This is a genomic window from Acinetobacter sp. YH12239, from assembly GCF_013417635.1.
In the GTDB taxonomy this organism is placed as follows: Bacteria; Pseudomonadota; Gammaproteobacteria; order Pseudomonadales; family Moraxellaceae; genus Acinetobacter.
Map to the genome: position 1 here is coordinate 126,008 of NZ_VPDP01000005.1, position 24,804 is coordinate 150,811.

General features: G+C 39.4%; 27 protein-coding genes. 10 read left to right on the forward strand and 17 right to left on the reverse strand.

Annotated elements, in window-relative coordinates; all coding sequences use genetic code 11:
• Positions 1–25: 25 nt before the first annotated feature.
• The 3 genes from FTV17_RS06685 (at position 26) to msrA (ending at position 2,231) form a co-directional block, all read left to right on the forward strand.
• A complete protein-coding gene (locus FTV17_RS06685; RefSeq protein WP_179998675.1) occupies positions 26–1,096 on the forward strand; it encodes a DUF4105 domain-containing protein in 1,071 nt (356 codons plus the stop codon).
• 74 nt (positions 1,097–1,170) lie between these two features.
• Positions 1,171–1,626 (forward strand): META domain-containing protein, encoded by a 456-nt coding sequence (locus tag FTV17_RS06690; RefSeq protein WP_179998676.1) that lies wholly within the window; start codon positions 1,171–1,173, stop codon positions 1,624–1,626.
• Positions 1,627–1,709: 83 nt separating this feature from the next.
• On the forward strand, positions 1,710–2,231 hold the full coding sequence (gene msrA, locus FTV17_RS06695; protein ID WP_179998677.1) for a peptide-methionine (S)-S-oxide reductase MsrA: 522 nt from the start codon (positions 1,710–1,712) through the stop codon (positions 2,229–2,231).
• A 50-nt stretch (positions 2,232–2,281) separates the two neighbouring features.
• On the opposite strand, the gene FTV17_RS06700 is transcribed toward msrA, so the two are convergent.
• The 5 genes from FTV17_RS06700 to FTV17_RS06720 form a co-directional block, all read right to left on the reverse strand.
• On the reverse strand, positions 2,282–2,686 hold the full coding sequence (locus FTV17_RS06700; protein WP_035266746.1) for a biopolymer transporter ExbD: 405 nt from the start codon (positions 2,684–2,686) through the stop codon (positions 2,282–2,284).
• Positions 2,686–3,309 (reverse strand): MotA/TolQ/ExbB proton channel family protein, encoded by a 624-nt coding sequence (locus FTV17_RS06705; protein ID WP_179998678.1) that lies wholly within the window; start codon positions 3,307–3,309, stop codon positions 2,686–2,688. Before FTV17_RS06705 ends, FTV17_RS06700 begins: the two co-directional genes overlap by 1 nt.
• Before the next feature lie 20 nt (positions 3,310–3,329).
• Positions 3,330–4,145: an energy transducer TonB gene (locus FTV17_RS06710; protein ID WP_179998679.1), complete on the reverse strand. Its 816-nt coding sequence runs from the start codon at positions 4,143–4,145 to the stop codon at positions 3,330–3,332.
• A gap of 213 nt (positions 4,146–4,358) precedes the next feature.
• Positions 4,359–5,225 (reverse strand): formyltetrahydrofolate deformylase, encoded by an 867-nt coding sequence (purU, locus tag FTV17_RS06715; RefSeq protein ID WP_092766746.1) that lies wholly within the window; start codon positions 5,223–5,225, stop codon positions 4,359–4,361.
• An 88-nt stretch (positions 5,226–5,313) separates the two neighbouring features.
• Positions 5,314–6,006, reverse strand: coding sequence for a TetR/AcrR family transcriptional regulator (locus FTV17_RS06720; protein ID WP_035266753.1), 693 nt, complete (start codon positions 6,004–6,006; stop codon positions 5,314–5,316).
• A 124-nt stretch (positions 6,007–6,130) separates the two neighbouring features.
• Between FTV17_RS06720 and FTV17_RS06725 the strand changes: the two genes are divergently transcribed.
• The 4 genes from FTV17_RS06725 to FTV17_RS06740 all read left to right on the forward strand — a co-directional run bounded on the left by FTV17_RS06725 (position 6,131) and on the right by FTV17_RS06740 (position 10,019).
• Positions 6,131–7,579 (forward strand): coniferyl aldehyde dehydrogenase, encoded by a 1,449-nt coding sequence (locus FTV17_RS06725; RefSeq protein ID WP_035266754.1) that lies wholly within the window; start codon positions 6,131–6,133, stop codon positions 7,577–7,579.
• Positions 7,580–7,744: 165 nt separating this feature from the next.
• Positions 7,745–7,981 carry a 50S ribosomal protein L28 gene (rpmB, locus tag FTV17_RS06730; protein WP_000048256.1) on the forward strand — a complete coding sequence of 79 codons (237 nt, stop codon included), beginning with the start codon at positions 7,745–7,747 and terminating at the stop codon, positions 7,979–7,981.
• A gap of 12 nt (positions 7,982–7,993) precedes the next feature.
• On the forward strand, positions 7,994–8,149 hold the full coding sequence (rpmG, locus tag FTV17_RS06735) for a 50S ribosomal protein L33 (RefSeq protein ID WP_001205031.1): 156 nt from the start codon (positions 7,994–7,996) through the stop codon (positions 8,147–8,149).
• 151 nt (positions 8,150–8,300) lie between these two features.
• Positions 8,301–10,019 carry a cation:proton antiporter gene (locus FTV17_RS06740; protein ID WP_179998680.1) on the forward strand — a complete coding sequence of 573 codons (1,719 nt, stop codon included), beginning with the start codon at positions 8,301–8,303 and terminating at the stop codon, positions 10,017–10,019.
• Between the two features lie 36 nt (positions 10,020–10,055).
• Here FTV17_RS06740 and FTV17_RS06745 read toward each other — a convergent pair whose 3' ends face one another.
• The 6 genes from FTV17_RS06745 to FTV17_RS06770 form a co-directional block, all read right to left on the reverse strand.
• Positions 10,056–10,334 (reverse strand): hypothetical protein, encoded by a 279-nt coding sequence (locus FTV17_RS06745; RefSeq protein ID WP_035266758.1) that lies wholly within the window; start codon positions 10,332–10,334, stop codon positions 10,056–10,058.
• Positions 10,335–10,456: 122 nt separating this feature from the next.
• Positions 10,457–10,960, reverse strand: coding sequence for a DUF6586 family protein (locus FTV17_RS06750; protein WP_179998681.1), 504 nt, complete (start codon positions 10,958–10,960; stop codon positions 10,457–10,459).
• A 194-nt stretch (positions 10,961–11,154) separates the two neighbouring features.
• A complete protein-coding gene (locus FTV17_RS06755) occupies positions 11,155–11,481 on the reverse strand; it encodes a hypothetical protein (protein ID WP_179998682.1) in 327 nt (108 codons plus the stop codon).
• 298 nt (positions 11,482–11,779) lie between these two features.
• Positions 11,780–12,031 carry an RNA-binding protein gene (locus tag FTV17_RS06760; RefSeq protein WP_035266766.1) on the reverse strand — a complete coding sequence of 84 codons (252 nt, stop codon included), beginning with the start codon at positions 12,029–12,031 and terminating at the stop codon, positions 11,780–11,782.
• Positions 12,032–12,111: 80 nt separating this feature from the next.
• On the reverse strand, positions 12,112–14,100 hold the full coding sequence (locus tag FTV17_RS06765; RefSeq protein ID WP_179998683.1) for an ATP-dependent helicase: 1,989 nt from the start codon (positions 14,098–14,100) through the stop codon (positions 12,112–12,114).
• A 102-nt stretch (positions 14,101–14,202) separates the two neighbouring features.
• Positions 14,203–15,345 carry a glycerate kinase gene (locus FTV17_RS06770; protein WP_179998684.1) on the reverse strand — a complete coding sequence of 381 codons (1,143 nt, stop codon included), beginning with the start codon at positions 15,343–15,345 and terminating at the stop codon, positions 14,203–14,205.
• 133 nt (positions 15,346–15,478) lie between these two features.
• Here FTV17_RS06770 and FTV17_RS06775 point away from each other — a divergent pair, with 133 nt between their 5' ends.
• Positions 15,479–15,994: a hypothetical protein gene (locus tag FTV17_RS06775; RefSeq protein ID WP_179998685.1), complete on the forward strand. Its 516-nt coding sequence runs from the start codon at positions 15,479–15,481 to the stop codon at positions 15,992–15,994.
• A gap of 55 nt (positions 15,995–16,049) precedes the next feature.
• Here the strand turns inward: FTV17_RS06775 and topA are convergent, their stop codons facing one another.
• Entirely contained in the window at positions 16,050–18,689 is a 2,640-nt protein-coding gene (topA, locus tag FTV17_RS06780; protein ID WP_179998686.1) for a type I DNA topoisomerase, read from the reverse strand.
• Positions 18,690–18,720: 31 nt separating this feature from the next.
• Positions 18,721–19,170, reverse strand: a complete 450-nt coding sequence (locus FTV17_RS06785) for a hypothetical protein (protein ID WP_092766741.1) — start codon at positions 19,168–19,170, stop codon at positions 18,721–18,723.
• A 268-nt stretch (positions 19,171–19,438) separates the two neighbouring features.
• On the opposite strand from FTV17_RS06785, the gene FTV17_RS06790 reads away from it, so the two are divergent.
• A complete protein-coding gene (locus FTV17_RS06790) occupies positions 19,439–20,185 on the forward strand; it encodes an SDR family oxidoreductase (protein ID WP_179998687.1) in 747 nt (248 codons plus the stop codon).
• Between the two features lie 40 nt (positions 20,186–20,225).
• Here the strand turns inward: FTV17_RS06790 and FTV17_RS06795 are convergent, their stop codons facing one another.
• Both FTV17_RS06795 and FTV17_RS06800 read right to left on the reverse strand, forming a co-directional pair.
• The gene (locus FTV17_RS06795) at positions 20,226–21,236 is read right to left on the reverse strand and encodes a hypothetical protein (RefSeq protein ID WP_179998688.1); all 1,011 of its coding nucleotides are present in this window, start codon (positions 21,234–21,236) and stop codon (positions 20,226–20,228) included.
• A gap of 112 nt (positions 21,237–21,348) precedes the next feature.
• Positions 21,349–21,594, reverse strand: coding sequence for a SlyX family protein (locus FTV17_RS06800; protein ID WP_035266784.1), 246 nt, complete (start codon positions 21,592–21,594; stop codon positions 21,349–21,351).
• Positions 21,595–21,628: 34 nt separating this feature from the next.
• On the opposite strand from FTV17_RS06800, the gene FTV17_RS06805 reads away from it, so the two are divergent.
• Positions 21,629–23,539, forward strand: coding sequence for an ATP-binding cassette domain-containing protein (locus FTV17_RS06805; RefSeq protein WP_179998689.1), 1,911 nt, complete (start codon positions 21,629–21,631; stop codon positions 23,537–23,539).
• A 59-nt stretch (positions 23,540–23,598) separates the two neighbouring features.
• On the opposite strand, the gene FTV17_RS06810 is transcribed toward FTV17_RS06805, so the two are convergent.
• Both FTV17_RS06810 and ureG read right to left on the reverse strand, forming a co-directional pair.
• Positions 23,599–24,168 carry a HupE/UreJ family protein gene (locus FTV17_RS06810; protein WP_179998690.1) on the reverse strand — a complete coding sequence of 190 codons (570 nt, stop codon included), beginning with the start codon at positions 24,166–24,168 and terminating at the stop codon, positions 23,599–23,601.
• A gap of 10 nt (positions 24,169–24,178) precedes the next feature.
• On the reverse strand, positions 24,179–24,793 hold the full coding sequence (ureG, locus tag FTV17_RS06815) for an urease accessory protein UreG (RefSeq protein WP_179998691.1): 615 nt from the start codon (positions 24,791–24,793) through the stop codon (positions 24,179–24,181).
• Positions 24,794–24,804: the final 11 nt, after the last annotated feature.

The window sequence follows — 24,804 nt, forward strand, 5'->3', positions numbered from 1 at the left end:
GCTTTCTTACATATAGCCAATAACAATGCATAATATCGGTAAAAGAGAGTTTATTCTTGCACTTGCAAAGGGAGCTTTTCACTCCCTATTTAGTTTATTTGTCATCTTCTCTTCGATTTGGTTATGTATGGCCTTATGGGTTCAAGAGCCATTTGGCTGGTTAGTCAGTCGTATTATCATTGGCTTTTGGGTCGCTTTTGCCTTAAGTGTTTTAGGCATATATGCAACACAACATTTTTTCAGCCGTAGTAAAGATGTTGTCTTATACATTATCTTTTTTGCGTTCAGTTTAGTTTGGTATTTTAGCATCCCTGCCAAACAAGACCGTGAGTGGAATCCTGAAGTCGCAAGAATTCTCAATTATGAACGTCAAGGTGATTGGATCACTTTACACAATGTGCGTAATTTTGCATGGAATGAAGACGGAACCTATCAAGAACGCTGGGAGACACGTCAAATTGATTTGAATCAAATCAGTGGCATTAACATCATTACTTCATATTGGATGGGACCACAAATCGCCCACACTTTAGTCAGCTTTGATTTCAAAAACTCTAAACCACTGACCTTTTCGATTGAAATTCGCAAAGAAAAAGATGAAGAGTTTTCTGCTATTGGTGGTTTTTTTAGAAAGTACGAAGTCAGTTTAGTTGCTGCTGACGAGAAAGACATTATTTATACACGTAGCAATGTACGTAATGAGCAGGTCTATTTTTTCCCAATCAACATGAAAGCTGCTGAAATGAAAGCTTTATTTGAGGAATATTTAGAGCAAGCAGATCAACTTAGTCAAGAACCAAAATGGTATAACACCTTGACCAGTAACTGCACCACTTTGGTTTTTGATATGGTTCAAGCGATTTCCAAACATGAACTGCCAGTGGACTACAGATTATTAGCCTCAGGTTATTTACCTAATTATCTGTATGACTTGGGGGCATTACAACATCATTGGGATATCAAAACTTGGTACAACAAGGCACATGTCAATCCAAGAACAGACCAATTTAATCAATTTAAATACCAAAGTAGTGAAAATTATTCAAAATTGATTCGTCTGGGTCTCCCTCAGAGTCAGCCAGAGCTTGCACCTTAACGTATCAGTTGATATATATAAAATTGACTTGAATTTAATTTACATTAGAAAGAAATAACACAGGGGCATTTCATATGTTAAAACAACTTTTAGCCGTATCCGTTATAGGCTCAGCATTACTTTTTACAGCATGTACCACAACACCATCTGCTGAAAAGCAGCAACAAGCACTTAATCAATTGCAAAATAAAACTTGGATTTTGACACATATCGGCGCAACAGAGTTTAAGACCGACCCTACTGCACACAATGTTCCAAGTATTCAATTTGATGCAGCATCTAGTCGTTTGAGTGGTGCAGATGGTTGTAACCGTTTTATGGGTGCATATAGCATTAAATCTGACAAAATTAGCTTGAGTGAAGTTGCGACTACACAAATGATGTGCGTGAATACTCAAGAACTTGCAAATCGCTATAATGCTGCCTTGGCAAAAGTCGCGGCATTCCAAGTCTACGACAAAACGCTTCGCCTACTCGATGAGAATGGTAATCCAGTATTGCAGTATGAGTCTGCAATACAACCGCGTTAACAGTTAAGCAACCATTCCACTGGTTGCTTTTTTCATTCTACACCCCATTATTTCAGTCATTGCAACTCAATAAGGTGAATCCCATGCAACAAGCTTTGCTCGGTGGCGGATGCTTCTGGTGTGTTGAAGCAGTTTTCCTTCAACTCAAAGGTGTCACTAAAGTCGTGAGTGGTTATGCGGGTGGGTATACGGTCAATCCAAGCTATGAAGATATTTGCAAAGGAGATACCCATCATGCTGAAGTGATTTTAGTGGATTTTGATGAAAGTCAAATTAGCTTTGCTCAATTGCTTGATGTATTTTTTGCAACACATGATCCAACCACACTCAATCGCCAAGGTAATGATATAGGTACACAATATCGATCTGTCATTTATTATTTTGATGAAGAACAGCGCCAGATTGCAGAGAAAGCAATTCAACAGTTAAAAGCAGAAGGTTTAGATATTGTTACAGAATTAAGCTCAGTACCGACCTTCTACCCTGCTGAAGAATATCATCAAAATTTCTTTGCTCGTAACCCGACTCAGGGCTACTGCAATTTTAGTATCCCACCAAAACTTTTAAAGCTGCGCTCTAAATTTGAAGGTTTACTTAAAGACTAATACAGGTTTAAAAAAAGCGACCTTATGGTCGCTTTTCGCATGTTAATCAGTTAATTATCTGTGGCAAAGGCAATGTCGGCAAGCCCGGCTTCGCTTGCACGTGACATCACTTGAGCAACAGTATCATAACGTGATTCTTTATCTGCTTTAAGAATAATCGTCGGTTGTTGTGCTGAACCACCGGCATCGTTAAATCTTTTTTGCAATTCATCTAAGCTGATAATTTCTGAATCCCATGCAATCTCACCCTGTGAGTTAATGCTTACTTGAATCGATTCAGGTGGTGGATCAATGATATCCGCTGTCGTTTTTGGTAAAGTTAATGGAATTGATGGGTTAGCAACGGTCGCTGTCACCAAGAAGATGATCATCAAAACCAACATAATGTCAATTAACGGGATGAGGTTCATCTCCGTCATGCCTGTATCGTTGTCTTCACCCAATTGAAAAGCCATTAAGCTTGACCTCCAACGTAACTTTCTTGAGTCGCTTTCACTTCAACTTTTTGCGCAGAAGAATCTTGTTGCAGCATCGTGTCGATTAACAGACTGTGAGCATGATCTTGTAGTTCATTACTTAATGTACGATTAAAGCGAATACAAATGTTGTATGCGATCACTGCTGGAATAGCAACTGCTAGACCAATACCAGTCATAATCAGGGCTTCACCCACAGGTGTTGCCACTTGTGCAAGTCCTGCTTGACCGCTTTTGCCTACTGCAACCAATGCATGGAAGATTCCCCATACTGTACCAAATAGCCCTACAAATGGTGCAAGTGATGCAATTGTTCCGAGTACAGCAACACCTTTTTCAGCAGATGCTTTTTCCAAAGCAATCTGACGCAATAAAGCTTGCTCAGCAACAGCTTTACGTTGTTCAAATCCCAAAGGAGCGAATTTTGCTTTCAATCCTGCTAATGCTTTAGAGAGTTGAGCATAAGCAACTTCTTTCAGTTGACGTGTTCCCATCACACGTAAAACGACAATTGTCCATGTCGCAATAGACATTGCGAGTAAAACGAAATAAAGCGTCTTACTGACTGCATCAGCATGTTGCCAATAAACTGAAAAGTTCATACTCGAACTCCTAATAAAAGTTAGCCGTTAGAATTCAACTTAAGTTCAAATGGTTGTTCCGCTCTAAACGGATAAGCCACGCCATTTTCCTTATAAGGTCTGAATTTTGCATTACGCACTGAGCGTAAAATCTTTTGATCAAGCGAATCAATTCCACTTGATTTTGTGATTCTGGCATTCACTACATTACCGTTAGTGTCCGCTTCAATCGATACTACAACAGTACGATCAGAACCTTGTAAATCTCGGTTGGTATATGATGGCTTCGGTGTACGAGACCATGATATTTGCCCAATACTTAAATTCTTTGGTGTATTACGTGCTTGCTGCTCACGACGTTCTTGTTCGCGTCTTTCATTTTCCAAGCGCTCACGTTCTTGTTGCTCACGTAGCTGTTGGTCACGCAATGCTTGCTCACGTCGCTGCTGTTCAAGCAACTCACGATTTTTACGTTCTTGCTCTAAACGCTGTTGTTCCTGCTTTTGCTTTTCTAATTTATCTTCTTGAACAATTGCTTTTTGTTCAACAGGTTTAGGCTTTTCAGCAATGACTTTGGGTTTAACCACAGGAGGTGGTTCAACGACTTTAGGTTCTGGTTTTGGTTGAACTTGAGGTTTCACAGGTTCAACAGGCGGCGGCGGTGGCGCATCCTCTTTAATCTGAACAAAACGAACCTTAATTGGATCTTTATCAATAGGTTTTAATTCAGGTGTTTTCATCTGACTCACGGCAAATAAAACACCAATATGCCCGATCACCACTGCAATGAGCGAAGTAAGCACTTTCTTTTTCATTGAGATTGGATTTTGCATCATAGGAATGGGAGATGGGCTCATTAAAATTTATGACCTGATATACATTGACGCTGTCTTCATAAGGAAGATTTCAATCAAACTTATCGGTTAGTACAATTAAAGTACGCCAATAATAAATGAGAAGTGTTTTCATTTGCAACTATTAATTCTGTAGTTTTGATGAGTTTTTTTGATCATCAATAAAAAAGGCATGCTCACGCATGCCTTAATAAATCAGTGATATTTAATTAAAAATCACTGGAATACCACAGTTTTATTACCATCAACAATGATACGATCTTCTAAATGCCACTTAACAGCACGCGCCAAGACATTACGCTCAACGTCTTGACCTAATTCACGTAATTGATCAACTGTAAAATCATGGCTGACACGCTCAACATCTTGTTCAATAATCGGACCTTGATCCAAATCAGCTGTCACATAATGCGCTGTTGCGCCAATCAGCTTTACGCCTTTTTCATACGCTTGCTTATAAGGGTTAGCACCCACAAAAGCTGGAAGGAAAGAATGATGAATGTTGATCACTTTCATTTCCCATTTAGAGACGAACTCTTCATCAAGAATCTGCATATAACGTGCGAGTACAAGCAAATCATTACCTTGCATTAACTCATCAATTTTTGCATATGCTTCGCGCTTATTCTCTTTATTGACAGGCACAACTTCAAAAGGAATACCGAAGTTTTCCACAGACTCACGTAGATCTTCATGATTCGACACAACCTTAGTGATTTCACAAGGTAATCCACCACGTGCATGACGCCACAAAAGCTCAAGCAAGGCATGGTCGACTTTCGATACCAAAATACCGACTTTCTTTACATCTGACACTAAAGCTAGACGCCAATGCATGTTGTAACGTTCAGCTACGTTTGTGGCGAAAGTTTGTAGAATATTTTCCTTACGGCTTTGCAAATTGTCGAGTTCAAACTCAACACGCATGAAATAACGCCCGCCCTGAGCTTCTGTTGCATATTGATCAAGCGCAGTGATGTTTGCCCCTTGATGATACAAAAAGCTCGATACAGCCTGCACGATTCCTGGTTTATCTTCGCAAGTAATCAGTAAACGTGCTGTGTTAGCAGTTGTCATATTCATGATGATTTATATCACTTAACAGTTAAATTGAAAAACAGCCGCGTATTCTAACTCTTTTTTTAATGCTTTCAAATTATCTTTGCTGAAATCAATCTTCTCGATCAGCAGAAAGACTAGCAAATAATTCAGATGTTCCCAGTGTTTCAAGCAAGCGCTCATAAGTCTGACGACTTTCACCACGTAAATAAGGACCCTCAAGAAACACCATTTGACGCAGTGCCTGCCAAACCCACTTTTCATCTAAATGGTTGGAATCTTTTAAATGACCAGACATATAGAGAAAGTTCGTCCAATTGGTTAGGACGATCCATAGGTTAATGATCAACGCTTCAATTTCAGACTCTGTCATTTGCATGAGACCTGCATTGACGAAGGCTCGGTAAATCTTTTGACCTTGTTGCATCACTTTACCTGCAAAACGCGGGTAAATTTTTCTAAAGTCATCATTATTTTCGGTTAAATGATATACATCACGATGCAGAAAACGATATGCCCATAACTGACTACTGAGGACTTGAAAGTATCGGATTTTATCATTGGCATTCACATCACGGTCTTCTGGCAATGCTAGCAGCTCTAAAGTTGCATGCTGATATTGCTCCATCAACTCTTTAATGATCTCTTGCTTGTTACGAAAGTGATAATAGAGATTACCAGGGCTAATACCTAACTCTGCTGCGATATGGTTAGTTGTGACAGATCGCTCTCCACGTTCGTTAAAGAGTTGCAAACTAATTTGCAAGATTCGGTCTTTGGTTTTTAACGTTTTGGAATGCGACATCCTAATACCATCTATAACAAGAATAATGACGTTTAGCCCAAGCTAACATAAAAGTGACTTGACTTTTAGAGTATTTACTCTAAAAATAAAAATCACATCAACCCTTACATTAGTGGTACTGGTCATGAACAGTCAAACAAAAACAAATTTAATGACGACTGAAGCATCGGAAGTTCAGCATTTACATGATCTTCTAGCGCTTCAGAAAGCAGCCTATCGACGTTATCCGAACCCGACAGCAAAACAGCGTATTGAACGTTTGGCTCGTCTTAAAGCAGTTTTGATTAAATATCAGGACCAAATTGCAGAAGCAATTAGCCAAGATTATGGTAATCGTTCGGTTTCTGAAACGAAAATTGGTGAACTGCTCACTTCACTCGAGCAAATCAAATATTACAGCAAACATTTAACAGAGTGGATGAAGCCTTCTAAACGCCATATCGGTATTTTACATCAACCTGCAAAAGGTTGGGTTCAGTATCAACCTTTAGGTGTTGTCGGTATCATTTCCCCTTGGAACTACCCTTTATTATTGGCGATTAGCCCATTAGTATGTGCATTGGCAGCGGGCAACCACGCCATGATTAAAGTTTCAAGCACCTCTCGTAATTTTGGCTATGTATTACAAAATGCTTTATCTGAAGCGTTCCCACAAGAGTTAGTTGCCGTTGTTACAGGTGGTGGCGTAATCTCTGACACATTCAGTCATCTTGCATTTGATAAATTAGTCTTCACAGGCTCTACCAATGTTGGTAAGACTGTGATGAAAGCAGCATCTGAAAACTTAGTTCCAGTTATTCTAGAACTTGGTGGTAAATCACCAGTTATTGTGCATCCTTCAATTGACTTAAAAGATGTCGCGGAGCGTGTTGCATTCGGTAAATTGTGGAATGCGGGTCAAACTTGTGTTGCACCAGATTATATTTTCTTACCACGTGGTAAAACTTCAGAGTTTATTCACCAGTTTGAAACTGTTGCGAAAACGATGTATCCAACATTACGTGACAACCAAGATTACACCTCTATAGTGAGCGATAAGCAAAATAAACGCTTACAAGGTTACTTAGAAGATGCGATTCAAAATGGTGCTCAAGTCACTGAAATTAACCCATTAAAAGAAGAGCTTGCTTCTGTACGTAAAATTGCGCCAACCCTTCTGACCAATATCAGCCCTGATATGGAAATTATGAAGAACGAAATCTTTGGTCCAATTTTACCAATCTTAGAATATGATCAAATAGACGAAGTTATCGAGTTTATTAATGACCGACCACGTCCACTTGCATTATACTATTTCGACTTTAACGATGCTCGAGCAGAATACGTTTCGCAACGTACTCATTCTGGACACTTTGGTCAAAACGCTGTTGTTACTCATGTTGCACAAGATGATCTACCTTTCGGTGGCGTTGGTGCATCTGGTATGGGCAGATACCATGGTCCTGAAGGCTTCTTCAGTTTATCAAATGAACGCTCAGTCATGTCTATTCCAAAGCTATTCAGCTTGAAATACGTACTGCCTCCGTTTAATAGACCGATCCCTAGTCTTATCCGTAAAGCCTTTCTTCGTTAAATGATCAAGGCATGATCTATCACAACAGGTCATGCCCTGTTTTTATCAATTTCGCTTGTCTTTTAAGCGTATTTTTGATATAAAACGCCCCTTGAATGAATTCAATCCGTTTTATTTTGACTGGCCATACAGATTTGCTGTTGGCTAAATCAATGGAGTTACACCATGTCTAAGGTTTGCCAAGTTACCGGCAAGCGTCCAGTCGTTGGTAACAACGTCTCACACGCCAACAACAAAACTAAGCGCCGGTTCGAGCCGAACCTGCACCACCACCGTTTTTGGTTAGAAAGCGAAAAACGTTTCGTACGTCTTCGTCTAACTACTAAAGGTATGCGTATTATCGACAAATTGGGCATCGAAAAGGTTGTTGCTGACCTACGTGCTCAAGGTCAAAAGATCTAAGGAGCAACGAAAATGCGTGATAAGATTCGCCTAGTTTCTTCTGCTGGTACAGGTTATTTCTATACCACTACTAAGAACAAACGTACTATGCCGGAAAAAATGGAAATCAAAAAATTTGATCCAAAAATCCGTCAACACGTAATCTTCAAAGAAGCTAAAATCAAATAATTTTAGTTCTTTAAAAAAATACGACCCATTGGGTCGTTTTTTTTGCTTTTTTTTTCTTCAGGTTGTTAAAATTTAATCTCAGTTTGGCATTTTTTGTGCTTATACAGCTCAAAAGCCAATTCATAATTTATAAATATTTAAGGGGTGATTAGTGCCACATGATGTAGATTTAATTATATTGCTTGCGGTTGGTTTTGGCTTAGCCCTTATTTTTGGCTTTATCGCCGCACGTTTACGTCTACCCCCTCTCGTTGGCTATCTCATTGCCGGCATTATTATTAGTCCCAAAACCCCCGGTATCGTCGCCGATATCACACTAGCCAATCAACTCGCAGAACTCGGCGTCATGTTTTTGATGTTCGGTGTCGGGATGCACTTTTCACTGAAAGATTTAATGCAAGTTCGGCGTATTGCTGTCCCTGGTGCAATTTTACAAATCACAGTGGCTACCATCCTCGGGATTGGCGTCTCTATGCTATGGGGATGGAGTTTTGGGTCAGCATTGGTGTTTGGCTTAAGCTTATCTTGTGCGAGTACTGTGGTACTCCTGAAAGCTTTGGGTGACCGAGGCTTATTGGATTCAGTCAATGGAAAAATTGCTGTGGGATGGCTACTCGTCGAAGACCTAGTTATGGTGCTCGCTTTAGTTTTATTACCAGCTACAGCCGTACTCCTCGGCGGAACAGCACTCGAAGGCGCCAATCCAGATCAAAATGTCTTTGTGACTTTAGGAATAACCTTACTTAAAGTTGCGGGCTTTATTGCCTTTATGCTGATTATAGGTAAGCGGCTCATTCCTAAAATCATTCAGTTTGTCGTACGCTTAGGTTCTCGCGAGCTATTTACATTGACCGTGGTTGCAGCAGCCGTATCGATTGCCTATGGTTCGTATGCAGTTTTTGGCGTTTCAATGGCATTAGGTGCATTCTTTGCTGGGATGGTGGTTAAAGAGTCTGACTTCAGTCATCGTGCTGAAGAAGAAACGTTACCACTGCGTGAGATATTCTCCATCCTATTCTTCGTCTCTGTCGGAATGTTGTTTGACCCAACAATTATCGTTGAAGAACCACTTCATATTCTGGCTGTGATTGGCATTATCATGATCGGAAAAACATTAGCAGCAATGGCGCTGGTTTTGTTCTTCCGCTATCCATTAAATACTGCACTTACAGTAGGTGCCTCACTCGCTCAAATCGGTGAGTTCTCCTTTATCTTGGCAACACTCGGTCTATCTATAGGACTATTAACCCCTGAAGCTCAAAACTTGATTTTAGCCGGGGCATTATTTTCTATTTCGCTCAATTCTGTTTTATTTTCAGCCATTGAACCCGTACAGAAATGGATTCGTGAGCGCTCGCATTTGGCTCGTTTGCTTGAACGTAGTGGTGATCCATTGGCGATGTTACCTGACGAGGTCTCACAGGACTACCTGCGCGATCAAGTGGTCATGGTCGGTCATGGAGAAGTTGGACGTCGCTTAACGAAAACACTGATGGAAAATAACATCAAAGTGGTGATTGCTGAAGAAAATCGAGAAATTGTTGAAAAACTACGTGCAAAAGATATTGCTGCAGTATCAGGTTCAGCAACAGAACCTGGCGTATTAATTCAAGCACATATTCAACATGCGAGGCTTTTAATTATCTCGCCGATGGATATTTTAGATATTCATAAGATTGTAGATACTGCCAAACTTCTGAATCCACAGATTCAAGTTTTGATCTGTGCGGAAAGTAAAGAAGAAGCTGAAGCAATACGTGCAGATGAAATTGGTGAAGTGTATTACGCGAAGGAAGAAATGGCGAAGAACATGAGTAATCATATTCTAAATCAAATTGAAATCGCACATCATCATGCACCATCTCACTAAGTAAAATAAAAACCGCGCTATTTGCGCGGTTTTTTCTTAGCTATAAAACTGTGGTTTTTCATCTACGACTTCCGCATGCCATTCATTCGATTGTTTTTCGAGAAGTGCAAATAACGCAGCCTGAATCATGTGTTGGGCAATCAAAGGCATATGATCACCTAATAAAGCTTTCACTTCATCATTAAATTGAATTTTCACAAGTGGCTCATCTTCAGATGCAGCGTGACGAAGCGCTAACTCGCCATTCTCAAGTTGCACCAATTCTAAAATTGCTTCTTGTGTTCCGAATAATTCTTTCAATTGCTCTATAGACATATACCCTCCATGATTCACATGGTGGCAAAATGCTGAATGCACTTTGCATTGCTTAGACTATTTTATATAAGTTCTAAAATTTATATTTCAAGTCTAATCATTTAAAACTGTCATGATTACAATTAAAACTCAACCATTTCGTTACGAAAACCGTCAATAAGATGGGTTAAGTCACGATGCCACTCTCGAAGAATTTGAGTGTCTGGCAACCACGCTTGAGGTGTCTGCGTGACTTTAATAATAAGATTTGAAGAAGTCTCATCCTCAGGTTCTGGTGCACTTGGTTCAGGTGCATACTGGCACATACGATAAGCGCGCTTTAGTTCTGCAATAAAACCATCCTTTGCAAGATGCTGTAACACGTTGATTTCTGGAGAAATTTGCCCTTTAGCAGCCATATGCTCTTCAATAGATTTTAATGTCGGTGAAAAATCATTTAAACGGTAATAACGCACCAACTCTTGCAAAAATGCCAAGACCGCTCCATGCAAATGAAAGACTGCCGCTTCACGATGGGCTTGAGCTTGTTGAATATGATCTGTCTGTTCTGCTTGCTGACATGATAGACGAGCAAAATAGAGTTTTTGATTAGTGCGATCTGCATGAAAACGAGCAACACGAGACATGAAAACTTCCTAGCAACATTTATGTCATACAACTTAAATGTTGACGCCATATCACGCAATGCTTTTAAGAAAAAAATAAAGATTAATTTTAGATCAACAAGATTGATTGAAAGCTTGATGATTAATGCATACTGCTTAAATAAAAAAGCCAGCCAAATGCATGGCTGACCCTTTCGAATGAATCTAAGGTTATGTTAGCGAACAAGACCCTTAAAAATTCCTAATGGATTATAAGTCCCATCGCCTTTTTCATTGTCATAATGAAATTTGACCTGATCTTGATCACCACCTAACAGTGTTCCAGCCTTGTAAAGACCTTCTGAAATTGTAAGGAAGCCAACATCAATTGCTTGATGAACTGTACCAATACCAGGAATTAGGCTCAGTGGCTTCCAAATTGGAGCTTGAACATTCAATGTGCTCGAAAATAAGTTTGATGCGTTTTGAAGCGTGTCACCGATTAACGTACCTGCACCTGATACGATTTCTGTTTCTAGATGATTTAATTCTTGAATAGACATTTTTATAACCTTTTGGGGTTTTATAATGGAGCTTTTATACTACACACATCACTCAAACTTATTCAATCTATTATTAAGATATACTTCACAATAATTTGTATATAAATGTGATTTTAAGTGTATGTTTTTTAATAAAAATATTAATATATAACAGAAATAAATTTCAAAAATATGTCAATTCTTCAAAGTACAAAAGTCGGTTAAAAAAGCTAAAAAAAATTCATATTTATTAGTGAAATTAAATAAAATATCAAATAAAAAGGAGCAATAACTGCTCCTACTTTATTTAGACATCAAGTTATGCTTCTGGCTTTTCGTCTGCAGCTTTTACTCGAATACCTGCACCTTTAACTTTACGGGTGTTCAGCCCCTTAATTGCTTTCACAGCTTCACGGCCATGTGGCATTTCAACAAAGGCAAATCCTTTCGATTTGCCTGTTGCAGCATCTAACACCAATGTACATGAGTCTACTGTTCCAAACTGCTGAAATAACTCCAGAATCTCAGCTTCAGTAATGCTGCGCTCTAAGTTACGAACTAAAATTTTCATGAAAAAACCTTAAGAAGATAGGCAAAAAAACCAAAAAGTACGCGCCTACTCTACTTTTTGTATGAAACAATCTAGATAGTTTAATCGAGATCAATCCCAAAATCTAAATTAATCGACTGTCGCTCAATCAAAGCACTCTTAACCGTTTGCTGTCTGGTTTTATAATGTGTTTCACTTGTACACAAATGTCTTGAAAGATCATTGAGAAAATAGCTTTCGATTTTTCGCCCCTGTTCATCGACTTGTTCCCTCGCCCACGTCACCAAATTTTGCTTGGTTAGAATCAATTCATTTTGTGCACGGGTAAGTGCCACATAAAGGACACGGCGTTCTTCTTCAACTTCATCAAAATCCCCTTGAGCTCTTGCGTGTGGATACTGACCAGGTGTCACATTCGCCACGTAACAAACTTTTTGTTCAGTTCCTTTCGCAGAATGTATCGTGATCAAAGTCACAACATCAGTATCTGACTGACGTTCGATTTCACTGATTGAAACTGGATCAAGCACGTAGGCTTCTAAAAACTCACTTAACTGAGTATGTTTTGAAGCTAACTGTTTCACCAACTCAAAGTCTCCTTGACGACGCCCCCAATCCTTTTTGTAATTTTCACTCAACTGAATCTCTATTGCCTGAATTGCCAAGCTTACGCAAGCTTTAACTTCAGTCTTTAACACATTCAACTGCTTCATAATGAGTAGAGCCTCAGCAGGAATGCGTCCAAATTTTTCTAGTTTTTCCGCAATGACGTCATCTTGAGGGTCCTGTAACAACTGTTGCGCTAAACGGCTTGCGCCAACATCACCAACACCATCCCAAAGCGTCAAAAAACGCATCCATGCAATATCGTCTGAAGGATTGGCAATGACGCGTAGTAAACTCAGTAAATCCTTAACATGCGCAGTTTCAAGAAGTTTCATACCACCAATAAATCGATACGGAACATTGGCTGCAATGAAAGCTGCTTCAATATGACGAGCTGCAAAACTTGAACGTACCAGAACCATATGATCGCGCCAAGGACTTCCCTCAAGCAAATGTCGCTCTTTAATATCTATGGCAATCCATTTTGCTTCATCAAATTCATTCGGGAAAATATGAATTTTAGGTTTTACGCCTGTACCTCGATACGCATCTAAGCGCTTGTCGTATTTAATTTCACTTTGATCAAGCAACCAATTTGATAAATCTAAAATTTCTTGAGTAGATCGGTAGTTTTTTTCTAATTTAAAAATTTGAGCTTCTGGCACACGCTCTTTAAAGTGATGAATATTTTCGAAATCTGCTCCACGAAAACCATAAATCGATTGAGCATCATCACCGACACAAAACAAACTTACTCGATCCTTTAAAGGCTCTAACAGCGCCCATTGCAATGGATTGGTGTCTTGCATTTCATCCACGAGCATATGTCTGCAAATCGAAGCCACATAATCGACTAGCCCCTCAGACTGTGCTAAAGCTGATGCCACGTTCGCAAGAATATCGTCATAATCAAGAAAGCTACGTGCCTGCTTTCGAGTTTCATATTCTTTCATGATTTCTGCAATCAGGTCTTTCATTGCTAAGAATTCAGGCATCTGCTTTTCTAAGGCGACACTTAGCTTTTGACGCGTATTTCTGGCATATGAATACAGATCACATAATTCAGCGGGCTTCGGGAGCTGATTGGGATTCTTTTTATCGTCTTTACCACGTATCAAGCGAAACATCATGAGTTGATCATCACGATCAATAATTGAGAATTGCGCTAAGCCGAAAGCTTTTGGTATACGACGCAGTAAGTACATACAAAAAGTATGGAATGTTGATGCTCGTAATCCCGTTGCTTGTTCACCGAGTGCCAATTCGACACGCGCCACGATTTCACTGGCAGCACGACGCGTAAACGTCAAAATTTGAATTTGATTGGCGGGTACACCTTGATCAATGAGATAAGCAGCACGTGCCACAATCGTTTTGGTTTTACCACAGCCCGCACCCGCCAACACCAAACTATGTAAGGCTTCTGTGGTTGCAGCTTGTTTTTGTTGAGGATTTAATTCATCAATCAGGCTGTCTAAACTCATCGCTACTCATCAATTTTACAATAACAATAGTTTAACAGAGCTAGATTTAGAAAATACAAACACGCTTCAGTTTTAAACCTCAAAGCCCACTTACATAGAGAATTAGATATACTGCCTTACGATATTTTGTACCGTTAAATCTAAATTCTGAACTGCATTTTTCAAGGATTCTGACAAAATTTGATCCAGTGGATTAATACTAAAGATGTGATGAAATCCTTGTTCGTACAATGGTTCTACCCCTTCACCAACTCTACCAGCGAATGCAAATACAGGCTTGTTATGCCGATATGCAACTTGAGCAACGGCAAATGGGGTTTTACCAAATTGAGTCTGAGCATCAATTTTACCTTCACCCGTAAATACATAATCAGCTTGCGCAATTTTTTCAGACAATTGAGTTTCCTCAATGATTAATTCAGCACCCGATCGAATATCTGCGCCTGTAAATGCCATCAAACCAAATCCCAACCCACCTGCTGCGCCAGCACCAGATCGATGACATAAATCGACTAAAAGCTGCTGCTCTATCACCCCAGCAAAGTGCGATAAATTAAGGTCTAATACTTGCACCATTTCAGGTGTAGCCCCTTTTTGCGGACCAAAAATGTACGATGCGCCAAGTGGACCACATAATGGATTGTTTACATCTGAAGCGATAACAATATCTGTTTTAGTCAATCTTGGATCGAGTTGTGACACATCAATGGAATCGATTTGGTTTAAGTTTCCACCTGTTGGCTCAAATGCTTCATGATATTGATTAATAAATTTCACGCCCAAAGCATGCGCCATACCAGCACCACCATCATTGGTCACACTCCCACCTAATCCGATGATAATCTTTTTCACACCGAATTCGAGAGCTGCAACAATCAGTTGCCCTGTTCCGACAGTATTAGTGAACAAAGGATTTCTTAAATGAGGTGGTATGAGATGAATGCCATTGGCTTTCGCCATTTCAATGACTGCTGTTTGTCCCTGATCAATTAATCCAAAATGAGTCATGACACGCTGATCAGCGAATGGACCTTGTACTTCGCACGCGATTTTTAATCCTGATTTTGCCATCACCAATGCATCAATGGTTCCTTCACCACCATCTGCCATTGGATTCAAAATACATTGTGCATCGGGTAAGACTTTATGGATTGCATTTTTCATAATCATGCATACCTGCTCAGCAGGCATGCTTTCTTTGAAAGAGTCGGGAGCCAAAATAAAAGTTTCTATCCTTTGCTGCATACTTTATTGCTATTCTCATATTTAAATTAATTCAGATACTTATTTATTACATTGAGATTTTCAATTTTTCAAATAGAACCCTTATATATATTGTAATAAACTTACAATTCCCCAAAAAAATAACGGTATAACAATGCAAAAATATCAAATATTTAAAAAAACTTTAGTGCTGTGTACATTCATTTTTGTATGTAATCAAGCTACCAGCTCGTCTGCAACCAATTCACACAGTAGTGAAAATATTCAATTATCAGCACTTTCAGCCAAATGGAAATGTACTGAAGAAATGGATTACATGGGTTATGCTGCGAAAAGCGAAATAGTGTCTGAGTTCAAACCAAATGGTCAATATTTTGAAAAAAATCAAATGACCTTTATTAAAGATAACGAGAAAGCAATTGCTTATACCCAATCTGAAGCTCAATGGAGTTTACAAGAACATATACTCACAATTGATCAAAATAAATTACTGAAATTTGAAATGGACAATGCTCGAGTTGAAGAGCAATTAAACCTTAAATCAGCTTTAGCTGATCCTGATGCTGTGAAATTACTAATTAAAAAACTCGATAACAAAGAAATGATTGCGAATTTCATTCTATTTGATACAGAAATAGAAAATCTCTCAAGAGTATGTGTAAGACAATAAATTTAATGTCATAAAAAAATGCTGACCTAAGTCAGCATTTTCTGTTATTTAAACGTTAAGCTTCAATCCATTTACCATCTTGGTAAATCAAAGACCATTTCGTTTGTTTACCTTCAGGCGTTTCAGAACCAATATATTGCGCTTGATTTTTACGACTAAACTTCACTAAAGTTGGGTTTCCATCAGGGTCAGTATCTGGCGCTTGCAGAATAAACTGATACTTTGGATCTAGCTGTTCAGCAACCGTACGCAATTCCGCAACCTTAGGAGCACGAGTTTCACGTACTTTAGGGAATTTACTTGCTGCTAAGAATAAGCCTGCTGCTCCATCACGTAATACGAAAAAGTCGTCGTGTTTCGTTGAGCGCAAATGTTCCATTTTAATCGGGTCGACACGAGGAGGCGCTGGTTGACCGTTCTTCAATACTTTACGTGTATTTTCACAGCTTGTGCAGGCAAAATAAGGACCAAAACGCCCTGTCTTTAACTGCATCTCACCATCGCATTTGTCACATGGAATTGTTGGACCATCGTACCCTTTAATTTTGAACTCACCTTCTTCAAGCTCAAAACCTTCGCAGTCTGGATTGTTCCCACAGATATGAAGTTTACGACCACCATCAATAACATAGCTATCCATTGCTGTTTCGCAAATTGGGCAACGTTTTTTCGACATTAAATCTGCGGTTTCTGCAGACTCATCATCAGATAATGCGGCCAAGGACTCTACTGGCGTTAAGTTAAGTGTACCTTTACAACGTTCTTTCGGTGGTAAGTTATAGCCAGAACAACCTAAGAATACACCTGTGGTACCGGTACGAATCTGCATCGGACGATCACATTCTTTACAATGCACAGCATCAACTTCAACAGGCTGATTACGGCGCATGCCATTTTCACCCTGTGCAGTAGTCAGACGTTTCTTAAAATCACCATAGAAACTATCTAATAACTCTTTCCAATTACGCTCACCATCTGCAACTTTATCCAGTTGACCTTCTAGATCTGCAGTAAATGCATAATTCATTAAGTTGTTAAAACTTTCGTCCAAACGATCTGTAACGATTTCACCCATCTTCTCTGCATAGAGACGACGGTTATCCAATTTCACATAGCCACGATCTTGGATCGTTGAAATAATCGCTGCGTAAGTTGAAGGACGACCAATGCCTTTTTTCTCAAGCTCTTTCACCAATGATGCTTCTGTAAAACGTGCAGGTGGTTTAGTGAAATGTTGAGAAGGATCTAACTTTTGAAGTTGCAGAACTTCACCCACTTTCACAGCAGGCAGTAAAACATCATCATCCGACTTGTTCTGGCCACGTACTTTCGTAAAGCCATCAAATACCAAAGTACGACCTTTAGCTTTAAGTTCTACACCGTTTGCATCGACCAAGATTGTCGAAGACAAATATTCAGCAGGTGTCATTTGACATGCAACAAACTGACGCCAAATCAGATCATATAGACGCTGAGCATCGCGATCTACGCCCGCAAGCTGATCACCCTTCAACGCGACGTTTGATGGACGAATCGCTTCATGGGCTTCTTGCGCACCTGCTTTATTTCCAAAACGGTTTGGCTTTGCAGGAAGATATTTTTCACCATACTCGGTTTCGATATGTCCACGTACCATATTGACCGCATCATCACTCAAGAATGTAGAGTCGGTACGCATATAGGTAATATAACCTGCCTCATACAAGCGCTGTGCCATCGTCATTGTTTTCTTTACAGAGAAACCAAGTCGAGTACTTGCTGCTTGTTGTAAGGTCGATGTGATATAGGGTGCGCTCGGATTAACTTTGGTCGGTTTATCTTCACGGGCAGCAACTTTAAATTCAGCTTCTTTTAAAACATCCAATAAAGCATCTGTTTGTGCTTTGTTTTGAAGTTTTAATGTCTTACCTGACTGTTTGACTGCTTCTAAACGAATATCATCTTTTTTAGATTTGGTATCTGCAAAAACTTGCCAATATTCTTCAGGAATAAAAGCACGAATTTCTCGCTCACGCTCTACCACAAGTTTCGCAGCAACTGACTGTACACGACCCGCAGATAAACCACGTGCGATCTTCTCCCACAATAGTGGTGAAATCATAAAGCCAACAATACGATCAAGGAAACGGCGTGCTTGTTGTGCATTGACTTTATCAATATCTAAACGAGCAGGCTGTTTAAATGCTTCTTGAATGGCATTTTTAGTAATTTCGTTGAAAACCACACGTCTATAACGAGAGTCATCACCACCAATAACTTCTTTTAAATGCCAAGCAATTGCTTCTCCTTCACGGTCCAAATCGGTTGCGAGATAGACCTCGTCAACCTGCGAAGCAAGCTTTTTCAGTTCTGAAACAACATTTTCTTTACCAGGAAGCACTTCATAGTGTGCTTTCCAACCGTGCTCAGGGTCTACCCCCATACGATTGATCAGTGCCTGTTGAGCTTTTTCAGCTTTCTCTTCAGCAGTCTGTTTGGTACGTGTTACTGGTTTCTTATCCGTACTTTTTGAAGCACCTGTTGGCAAGTCACGGACATGACCCACAGATGATTTCACAATGTAGTTTGAACCTAAGTATTTATTAATGGTCTTCGCTTTAGCAGGCGACTCGACGATCACTAAAGCACGTTTTTTCCCAGCTTCTGACGATTGAGCTGTAGCGCTTTTGGATGTGGACTTAGGAGCATTCGCCATAGTGAACCGTTATTCCTATAAGATTAAAAAATTAAATTTCAGCCAATTTGTGTAAAAGTGCTTTCATTTCATCAAGTTGTGTAGCATGAAGATCTTCTTCTTCCTTCCAGTACAAACCGACGCAATTAGACTGCATATCAATAGCATAAATCCCTTTTAATGCAATGGGGAAATCATTAAATTTCTCGTTTCCGTGAACAACATTGAGTTTTTCATTTTCAACCAATGCGCGCATTAAGGGTAGGCGACCATCAGGAATGATAACGCTGTAATACGCTACCATACTGGCACGATTTTCTGATGCCATTGGAATATTGGTCCATGAAGGTGCAGCAATCAAACGTGGGTGTAATCCCATTTTTCGCGCTTTCTCACGCATGATCCCCAAAGCTTTTTCTCTTGGATTTACACGTAATCCGAAGATCGAGCCCAGCACAAAAACAACGATAAGAATCGTTATCCAAAGTCCAGCATTTTCCATAGTTCACCTTTTGCTTCTTATATTAGAGTTGCATAAGCCGAATATAAAACGCAAGTTTAAAATAAGATTAACTATAATTTTTCTTTTTTACCGTGTTTTGTATTACTAACAATCCACTAATTTCATTTTTATACATCTATTAAAAAAACATCAAATTTAAAAACTGTAATCTATTTTTTGAAAATACTTACTATCCTTTATGTGAGTGATTTTAACTTTTTATAGAGATATAAAATTATTTTCTATACTCACAATTACGGTCAACATTATGCGATTAGCAAATAAAAATATTTTAATCACAGGTGCAACAAGTGGAATAGGTTTAGCGAGTTTGGAACAAAGTATTAAAGAGGGTGCTTTTGTTATATTTACAGGTAGAAATAAAGAAAATATAGACAGATTACAAGAGAAGTATCCTCAACAAACTCTAGGCATTGTCAGTGATATATCACTCATTGATGATCAAAAAGAGTTAGTCAACCAACTTAAAAATCAAAATATTCGATTAGATGCTGTATTTTTAAATGCAGGCAATGTCATGCATAAACCTTTTGAGCTTTGGACTCCTGAAGATTTTGATGCAATTTTTAATACCAATGTCAAAGGCCCTTTTTTCTTTGTACAGGCGGCAGCTTCTATTTTTAATGAAAATGCTTCTATTATTTTTAATGGAACAGCCGATATGCATTTTGCCTTAGATCATAGTGATTTATATGCAGCTTCAAAAATTACACTTCGTTCTTTAGTTCGCACATTATCTAAAACGTTTATCGAGCAAAAAGTCCGTTTTAACTTGTTATCTCCAGGACCAACCGACACACCTGCATTTGACAAAGTTGCACCAACACCAGAAATCAAACAAGCAATGATTGCTAGTATTTCGAAGCTAGTACCAGCCAAACGAATGGCTACAGCGAAGGAAGTTGCATCTGCATTCATCTATCTTGCTTCTGATGAATCTCGATACATGATTGGTAGTGAACTATTACTTGATGGTGGTGCAGTTAATTTATAATTTTAAAAGTCCATAGTATATGACTATGGACTTTTATTATTTAATTCAAAAACATTTCGTGACTATATAGAACTTCATGACCATTCCAATAAATATATCCTTTATCAATCATTTCCTTAAGCAATAACCGCACATCTGATTTTGGAAATAGTTGTTCTAATAAATCACGCAGTTCATAAATATCTTTAGGTTTTCCGGATTTTAAAGCATTCAATTTTTGGATGACTTCCAGCTGGACGGGATCTATTTTTTCAAAATTTTTAAACAAATCACTCTGAATGTGCTGAATATCTTGTGACTCTTCAACTTCAGCTAAAATGTCTTTTGCTTCGATATGTAGCTTCGCCAATAACGCATCTACCTGACCAAGCTTGTGGTCTGCTACTACATCTTCATCAACATTCATATCCAATTGAGCCCACTGCTTTAATACCTTTTTACGAAAGGAAATTTGCTCACCATCTTTTTTAATTACCTTTAAATTAATGAGCATGCCAATCAATTTAGCGCTGTGCTCGTCATTTATTCTCAACGTGTTCTCGATCGAGTTTTTAAGCTTAGCTAAGGTGTTTGGCTTCCCTTCCATACGAACCACAACATCACAATATTGCTTTACTCTAAATAAATCATGATTTTGACGAATAGTTTCAACTGAAGGCACGTTGTATTTGAGTTTTGACACAGGTTGCTCTGGTTGTACCTGTATCAAATTACATTGAATGCCAGAAGCTCGTATCATGTCAGCCAACATCGTGCTACAGTCTCGTGCAGAAATCACATCAATCTCTGCGCCATGCTCAACCAATGCCAAGATTTGCCCCACAATCACAGCGTACTCAAATTCTTTTTCTTTTGCCTCAAGCATTTCTAAAATGACAATTTGACCACTACTAATCCAACTCGCAAATTCAGTCAAATCACTGAGACTGTAATGGAAACTCCCTTTCGAATGAAATAGATAGGTCGTGGTGTAATGTTGCACAATCTCCCGAAATAACGTCGAAGTCGGCATGTTATTTTCAAGATCTATTAGGACAACTTTAGCGCTCATAGGATAAGATTCAGAATTCGGCAAGTGAAAAGACTATTACAACGACCTTCATATCAAAGGTCAAACTATTTACGCATACTTCTTAATAAATAATCAGTATTTATGTCACATCTTAATAATGTGGAGGTTTATCCAAAATTGGATCAAATGGAGCAACACCATCGTCAGCATGAGTAGCTTCAACACGTTGATACAAAATTTGCATTTGTTTCTTTAAATCGCTGATTTCACGGCTTTGTAACGCAATTTGAATATTTAACTGATCAACTAATTCATCTAAAAATGCAATTCGGACTTGCAAATCTTCTATGGGTGCGGAAAATGACGCCTGCTCATTTAGATTTTTTTGATTCGACATTATAAGTCCTCATCAGGGGATTTCAGGAAACATTATGGCCTATATTACCTTAAGGGACGTCCAACTCGCATTTGGTGGACCGTACTTACTCGACGGCGCGAATTTTAGTTTAGAACGCGGCGAACGAGTGTGTTTGATTGGCCGTAATGGTGAGGGTAAGTCTACTTTACTTAAACTCATTGATGGAAGTTTATTGCCTGATGCTGGTGAAGTTTCCCTGCAAAATGGCATCACCATTTCTATGCTGGCTCAAGATGTACCGATGGACTCGGGACGTGTTGCAGATATTGTGGCAGATGGCGCAGGAGAAGCAGCTTCTGTTCTTAGAGCTTATCACGAAGCAAGCGAAGCTTGCGTACTTGGTGATATGGAAGCTTGCGATCGCATGGGTAACTTGCAACATAAAATGGACCAATTAGATGGTTGGGCACTTGAAACTAAAGTGAATTCAATTCTCAGTAAAATGGGACTTGATCCTGATGCTGATTTAGCTGATCTTTCAGGTGGTCGTAAACGTCGTGTGCTTCTTGCACGCGCATTACTTACTCAACCTGATGTGTTGTTACTCGACGAACCAACGAACCATTTAGATGTTGAAAGTATCGAGTGGTTAGAAAAATTCTTACTCGATCAAAATAATCTAACATTACTCTTCATTTCGCATGACCGTTCATTTGTAGACAGTATTGCTACACGTATTGTGGAACTGGATCGTGGCATCTTACGCAGTTATGAAGGGAACTATTCACGTTACCTCGAACTCAAAGCTGCACAGATGGAAGCTGAAGAAAAACAAAATGCGCTGTTCGATAAAAAGCTAGCAGAAGAAGAAGTTTGGATTCGTCAAGGCATTAAAGCACGTCGTACCCGTAACGAAGGTCGTGTACGTGCCCTGAAAGCATTACGTGAAGAATCTAAAGCCCGTCGTTCGCAGCAAGGCAAAGTGAGCATGGCTACCCAAGATGCTCAACGTTCAGGCAAAGTGATCTTCGAAATTGAAAACCTCAGTGTGCAATTTGGTGACAATGCTCCAATTATCAAAGATTTCAATGCACTGGTGCTCCGTGGAGATCGTATTGGTCTAGTCGGTGACAACGGTGTCGGTAAAACCACGCTGATCAAAGCAATTTTAGGTCAACAAGAACATACGGGCACGGTCAAAACAGGTACTCAACTCGAAGTGGCTTATTTTGACCAGCTCCGTAATGTACTCGATCTTGAAAAATCAGTAAAAGATAATGTGGCTGAAGGGTCAGACTTTGTCGATATAAATGGTGGGCGTCGACATATCTATAGCTATTTACAAGATTTCTTGTTCTCACCTGAGCGTTCTCGTACGCCTGTAAAAGCCCTTTCTGGTGGTGAACGTAACCGTATTTTATTGGCGAAATTACTACTTAAACCATCGAACCTCATCGTGATGGATGAGCCAACCAATGACTTGGATATGGTCACACTTGAACTACTTGAGGAGATGCTCAGCGACTACAAAGGAACATTGCTTCTTATTTCGCATGACCGTGCCTTCATGGACAATGTTGTGACTTCAACTTGGGTATTTGATGGCAAAGGCAATATCGATGAATATGTGGGTGGTTATCAAGACTACCTCATGCAACGTCCTGATCAAACTGTTGTCGATCAGAAATCTGCGGTGAAGAAAGCGGCTGCAAAAGCTGAAGCGGCAGCAACCCCTCCACCAGCGATTAAAAAAGTAAAACTAAGCTATAAAGATCAACGTGCTTTAGAACAACTTCCTGCTGAAATGGAAGCTTTGGAAAAGGAACAAGCTGAGATTAATGCGCTTTTAGCAGATGGATCTTTATTTGTGACAGATAGTGACAAAGCAACTCAACTTTCAATTCGACTTACTGAAATTGATGAGTTACTTTTAGAGAAATTAGAGCGCTGGGAAGTGCTTGAAAGTCTTGCGAATGGTGGCTGATTACCCAAGTGAATAAAAAACTCCGCGCTTGCGGAGTTTTTTTATTTTGCCAAGTTTGATCACGCTAAACCAATTACTGCAACCAATGCTGCTAGCACACCTACAATCTTTTTACCTTGTGGAACAAATTTCACCATCAATGCCCCTAAACCCAATCCAAGAGCATAAATCATTGCCATGGCAGTAATCATGCCTAAAATCTGAACGCCAACATTTCCATTCATCGCTAATTCAGCTCCGTGTGCTGAACCATGAAAAACTGATAGCAACACTGCTGCAATTGGGAAAACTCCGTTCGATTTGGTCCATAAACTTACAGCTAAGATGAACAATGAACCTACAATTCCAATTTCTGCAACGCCAGTCGGAATAATTCCATGCGCACCTAAACTGAATCCAGCAACGAGCGCTGTAAGCAAGCCCCATGCTCCAATCATCTTCCAAATTTTAGACATGCTCCACATCAAAACGCCGAAACTGAGTGCCATCATTAAATGATCAAGCCCTGTGAAAGGATGTATAAATCCTGTCCAAAAACTGGCATCGTGATGATGATGCCCTGGATGTGCAAACGCGAGTCCAGAGACAAACCATATACTCATTAAAGCTATTTTTTTTATCATATTCATCTCTATCTCCCTAAGCTTTAAACAAACCTTGCTTTTCAATAAATGCAATAATCTCCGATAAACCGTCTTCTGTTTTCATATTTGAAAATAGGAATGGTTTCTCACCACGCATACGTTTTGCATCTTGATCCATGATTTCAAGATTTGCTCCGACCATCGGTGCAAGATCCGTTTTATTGATAATGAGCAAATCAGACTTGGTAATGCCTGGACCACCTTTACGTGGAATTTTTTCCCCCCCAGCAACGTCAATCACATAGAGGGTTAAATCAGACAATTCAGGGCTAAAAGTAGCCGCTAAATTATCTCCTCCACTTTCAATAATGATGAGCTCCAAGCCATCAAATTTTTCACATAGGTCATCAATTGCCGCAAGGTTGATTGAAGCATCTTCACGAATTGCGGTATGTGGGCAACCACCTGTTTCCACACCGACAATTCGATCTGGCGACATGGCTTCATGACGGGTTAAGAAGTTGGAATCTTCTTTGGTGTAAATATCATTGGTCACCACCGCCATATTGTATTTATTACGCAATGCACGGCATAAATTTAAAGTCAGTGCTGTTTTACCAGAGCCGACTGGTCCACCAATTCCGACACGTAAAGGAGAACGTTCTGACATCATTTATTCCT

Excerpts from the sequence above, each read along its gene's own strand:
- purU (WP_092766746.1), bottom strand. The coding sequence starts at position 5,225 with ATGAATATGACAACTGCTAACACAGCACGTTTACTGATTACTTGCGAA.
- FTV17_RS06755 (WP_179998682.1), bottom strand. The coding sequence starts at position 11,481 with ATGTCTATTCAAGAATTAAATCATCTAGAAACAGAAATCGTATCAGGT.
- FTV17_RS06685 (WP_179998675.1), top strand. The coding sequence starts at position 26 with ATGCATAATATCGGTAAAAGAGAGTTTATTCTTGCACTTGCAAAGGGA.
- FTV17_RS06710 (WP_179998679.1), bottom strand. The coding sequence starts at position 4,145 with ATGAGCCCATCTCCCATTCCTATGATGCAAAATCCAATCTCAATGAAA.
- ureG (WP_179998691.1), bottom strand. The coding sequence starts at position 24,793 with ATGTCAGAACGTTCTCCTTTACGTGTCGGAATTGGTGGACCAGTCGGC.
- FTV17_RS06785 (WP_092766741.1), bottom strand. The coding sequence starts at position 19,170 with ATGGAAAATGCTGGACTTTGGATAACGATTCTTATCGTTGTTTTTGTG.
- topA (WP_179998686.1), bottom strand. The coding sequence starts at position 18,689 with ATGGCGAATGCTCCTAAGTCCACATCCAAAAGCGCTACAGCTCAATCG.
- FTV17_RS06795 (WP_179998688.1), bottom strand. The coding sequence starts at position 21,236 with ATGAGCGCTAAAGTTGTCCTAATAGATCTTGAAAATAACATGCCGACT.
- FTV17_RS06790 (WP_179998687.1), top strand. The coding sequence starts at position 19,439 with ATGCGATTAGCAAATAAAAATATTTTAATCACAGGTGCAACAAGTGGA.
- FTV17_RS06775 (WP_179998685.1), top strand. The coding sequence starts at position 15,479 with ATGCAAAAATATCAAATATTTAAAAAAACTTTAGTGCTGTGTACATTC.
- FTV17_RS06770 (WP_179998684.1), bottom strand. The coding sequence starts at position 15,345 with ATGCAGCAAAGGATAGAAACTTTTATTTTGGCTCCCGACTCTTTCAAA.
- FTV17_RS06765 (WP_179998683.1), bottom strand. The coding sequence starts at position 14,100 with ATGAGTTTAGACAGCCTGATTGATGAATTAAATCCTCAACAAAAACAA.
- rpmG (WP_001205031.1), top strand. The coding sequence starts at position 7,994 with ATGCGTGATAAGATTCGCCTAGTTTCTTCTGCTGGTACAGGTTATTTC.
- FTV17_RS06745 (WP_035266758.1), bottom strand. The coding sequence starts at position 10,334 with ATGTCTATAGAGCAATTGAAAGAATTATTCGGAACACAAGAAGCAATT.
- rpmB (WP_000048256.1), top strand. The coding sequence starts at position 7,745 with ATGTCTAAGGTTTGCCAAGTTACCGGCAAGCGTCCAGTCGTTGGTAAC.
- FTV17_RS06810 (WP_179998690.1), bottom strand. The coding sequence starts at position 24,168 with ATGAATATGATAAAAAAAATAGCTTTAATGAGTATATGGTTTGTCTCT.
- FTV17_RS06760 (WP_035266766.1), bottom strand. The coding sequence starts at position 12,031 with ATGAAAATTTTAGTTCGTAACTTAGAGCGCAGCATTACTGAAGCTGAG.
- FTV17_RS06690 (WP_179998676.1), top strand. The coding sequence starts at position 1,171 with ATGTTAAAACAACTTTTAGCCGTATCCGTTATAGGCTCAGCATTACTT.
- FTV17_RS06720 (WP_035266753.1), bottom strand. The coding sequence starts at position 6,006 with ATGTCGCATTCCAAAACGTTAAAAACCAAAGACCGAATCTTGCAAATT.
- FTV17_RS06800 (WP_035266784.1), bottom strand. The coding sequence starts at position 21,594 with ATGTCGAATCAAAAAAATCTAAATGAGCAGGCGTCATTTTCCGCACCC.
- msrA (WP_179998677.1), top strand. The coding sequence starts at position 1,710 with ATGCAACAAGCTTTGCTCGGTGGCGGATGCTTCTGGTGTGTTGAAGCA.
- FTV17_RS06705 (WP_179998678.1), bottom strand. The coding sequence starts at position 3,309 with ATGAACTTTTCAGTTTATTGGCAACATGCTGATGCAGTCAGTAAGACG.
- FTV17_RS06805 (WP_179998689.1), top strand. The coding sequence starts at position 21,629 with ATGGCCTATATTACCTTAAGGGACGTCCAACTCGCATTTGGTGGACCG.
- FTV17_RS06750 (WP_179998681.1), bottom strand. The coding sequence starts at position 10,960 with ATGTCTCGTGTTGCTCGTTTTCATGCAGATCGCACTAATCAAAAACTC.
- FTV17_RS06725 (WP_035266754.1), top strand. The coding sequence starts at position 6,131 with ATGAACAGTCAAACAAAAACAAATTTAATGACGACTGAAGCATCGGAA.
- FTV17_RS06700 (WP_035266746.1), bottom strand. The coding sequence starts at position 2,686 with ATGGCTTTTCAATTGGGTGAAGACAACGATACAGGCATGACGGAGATG.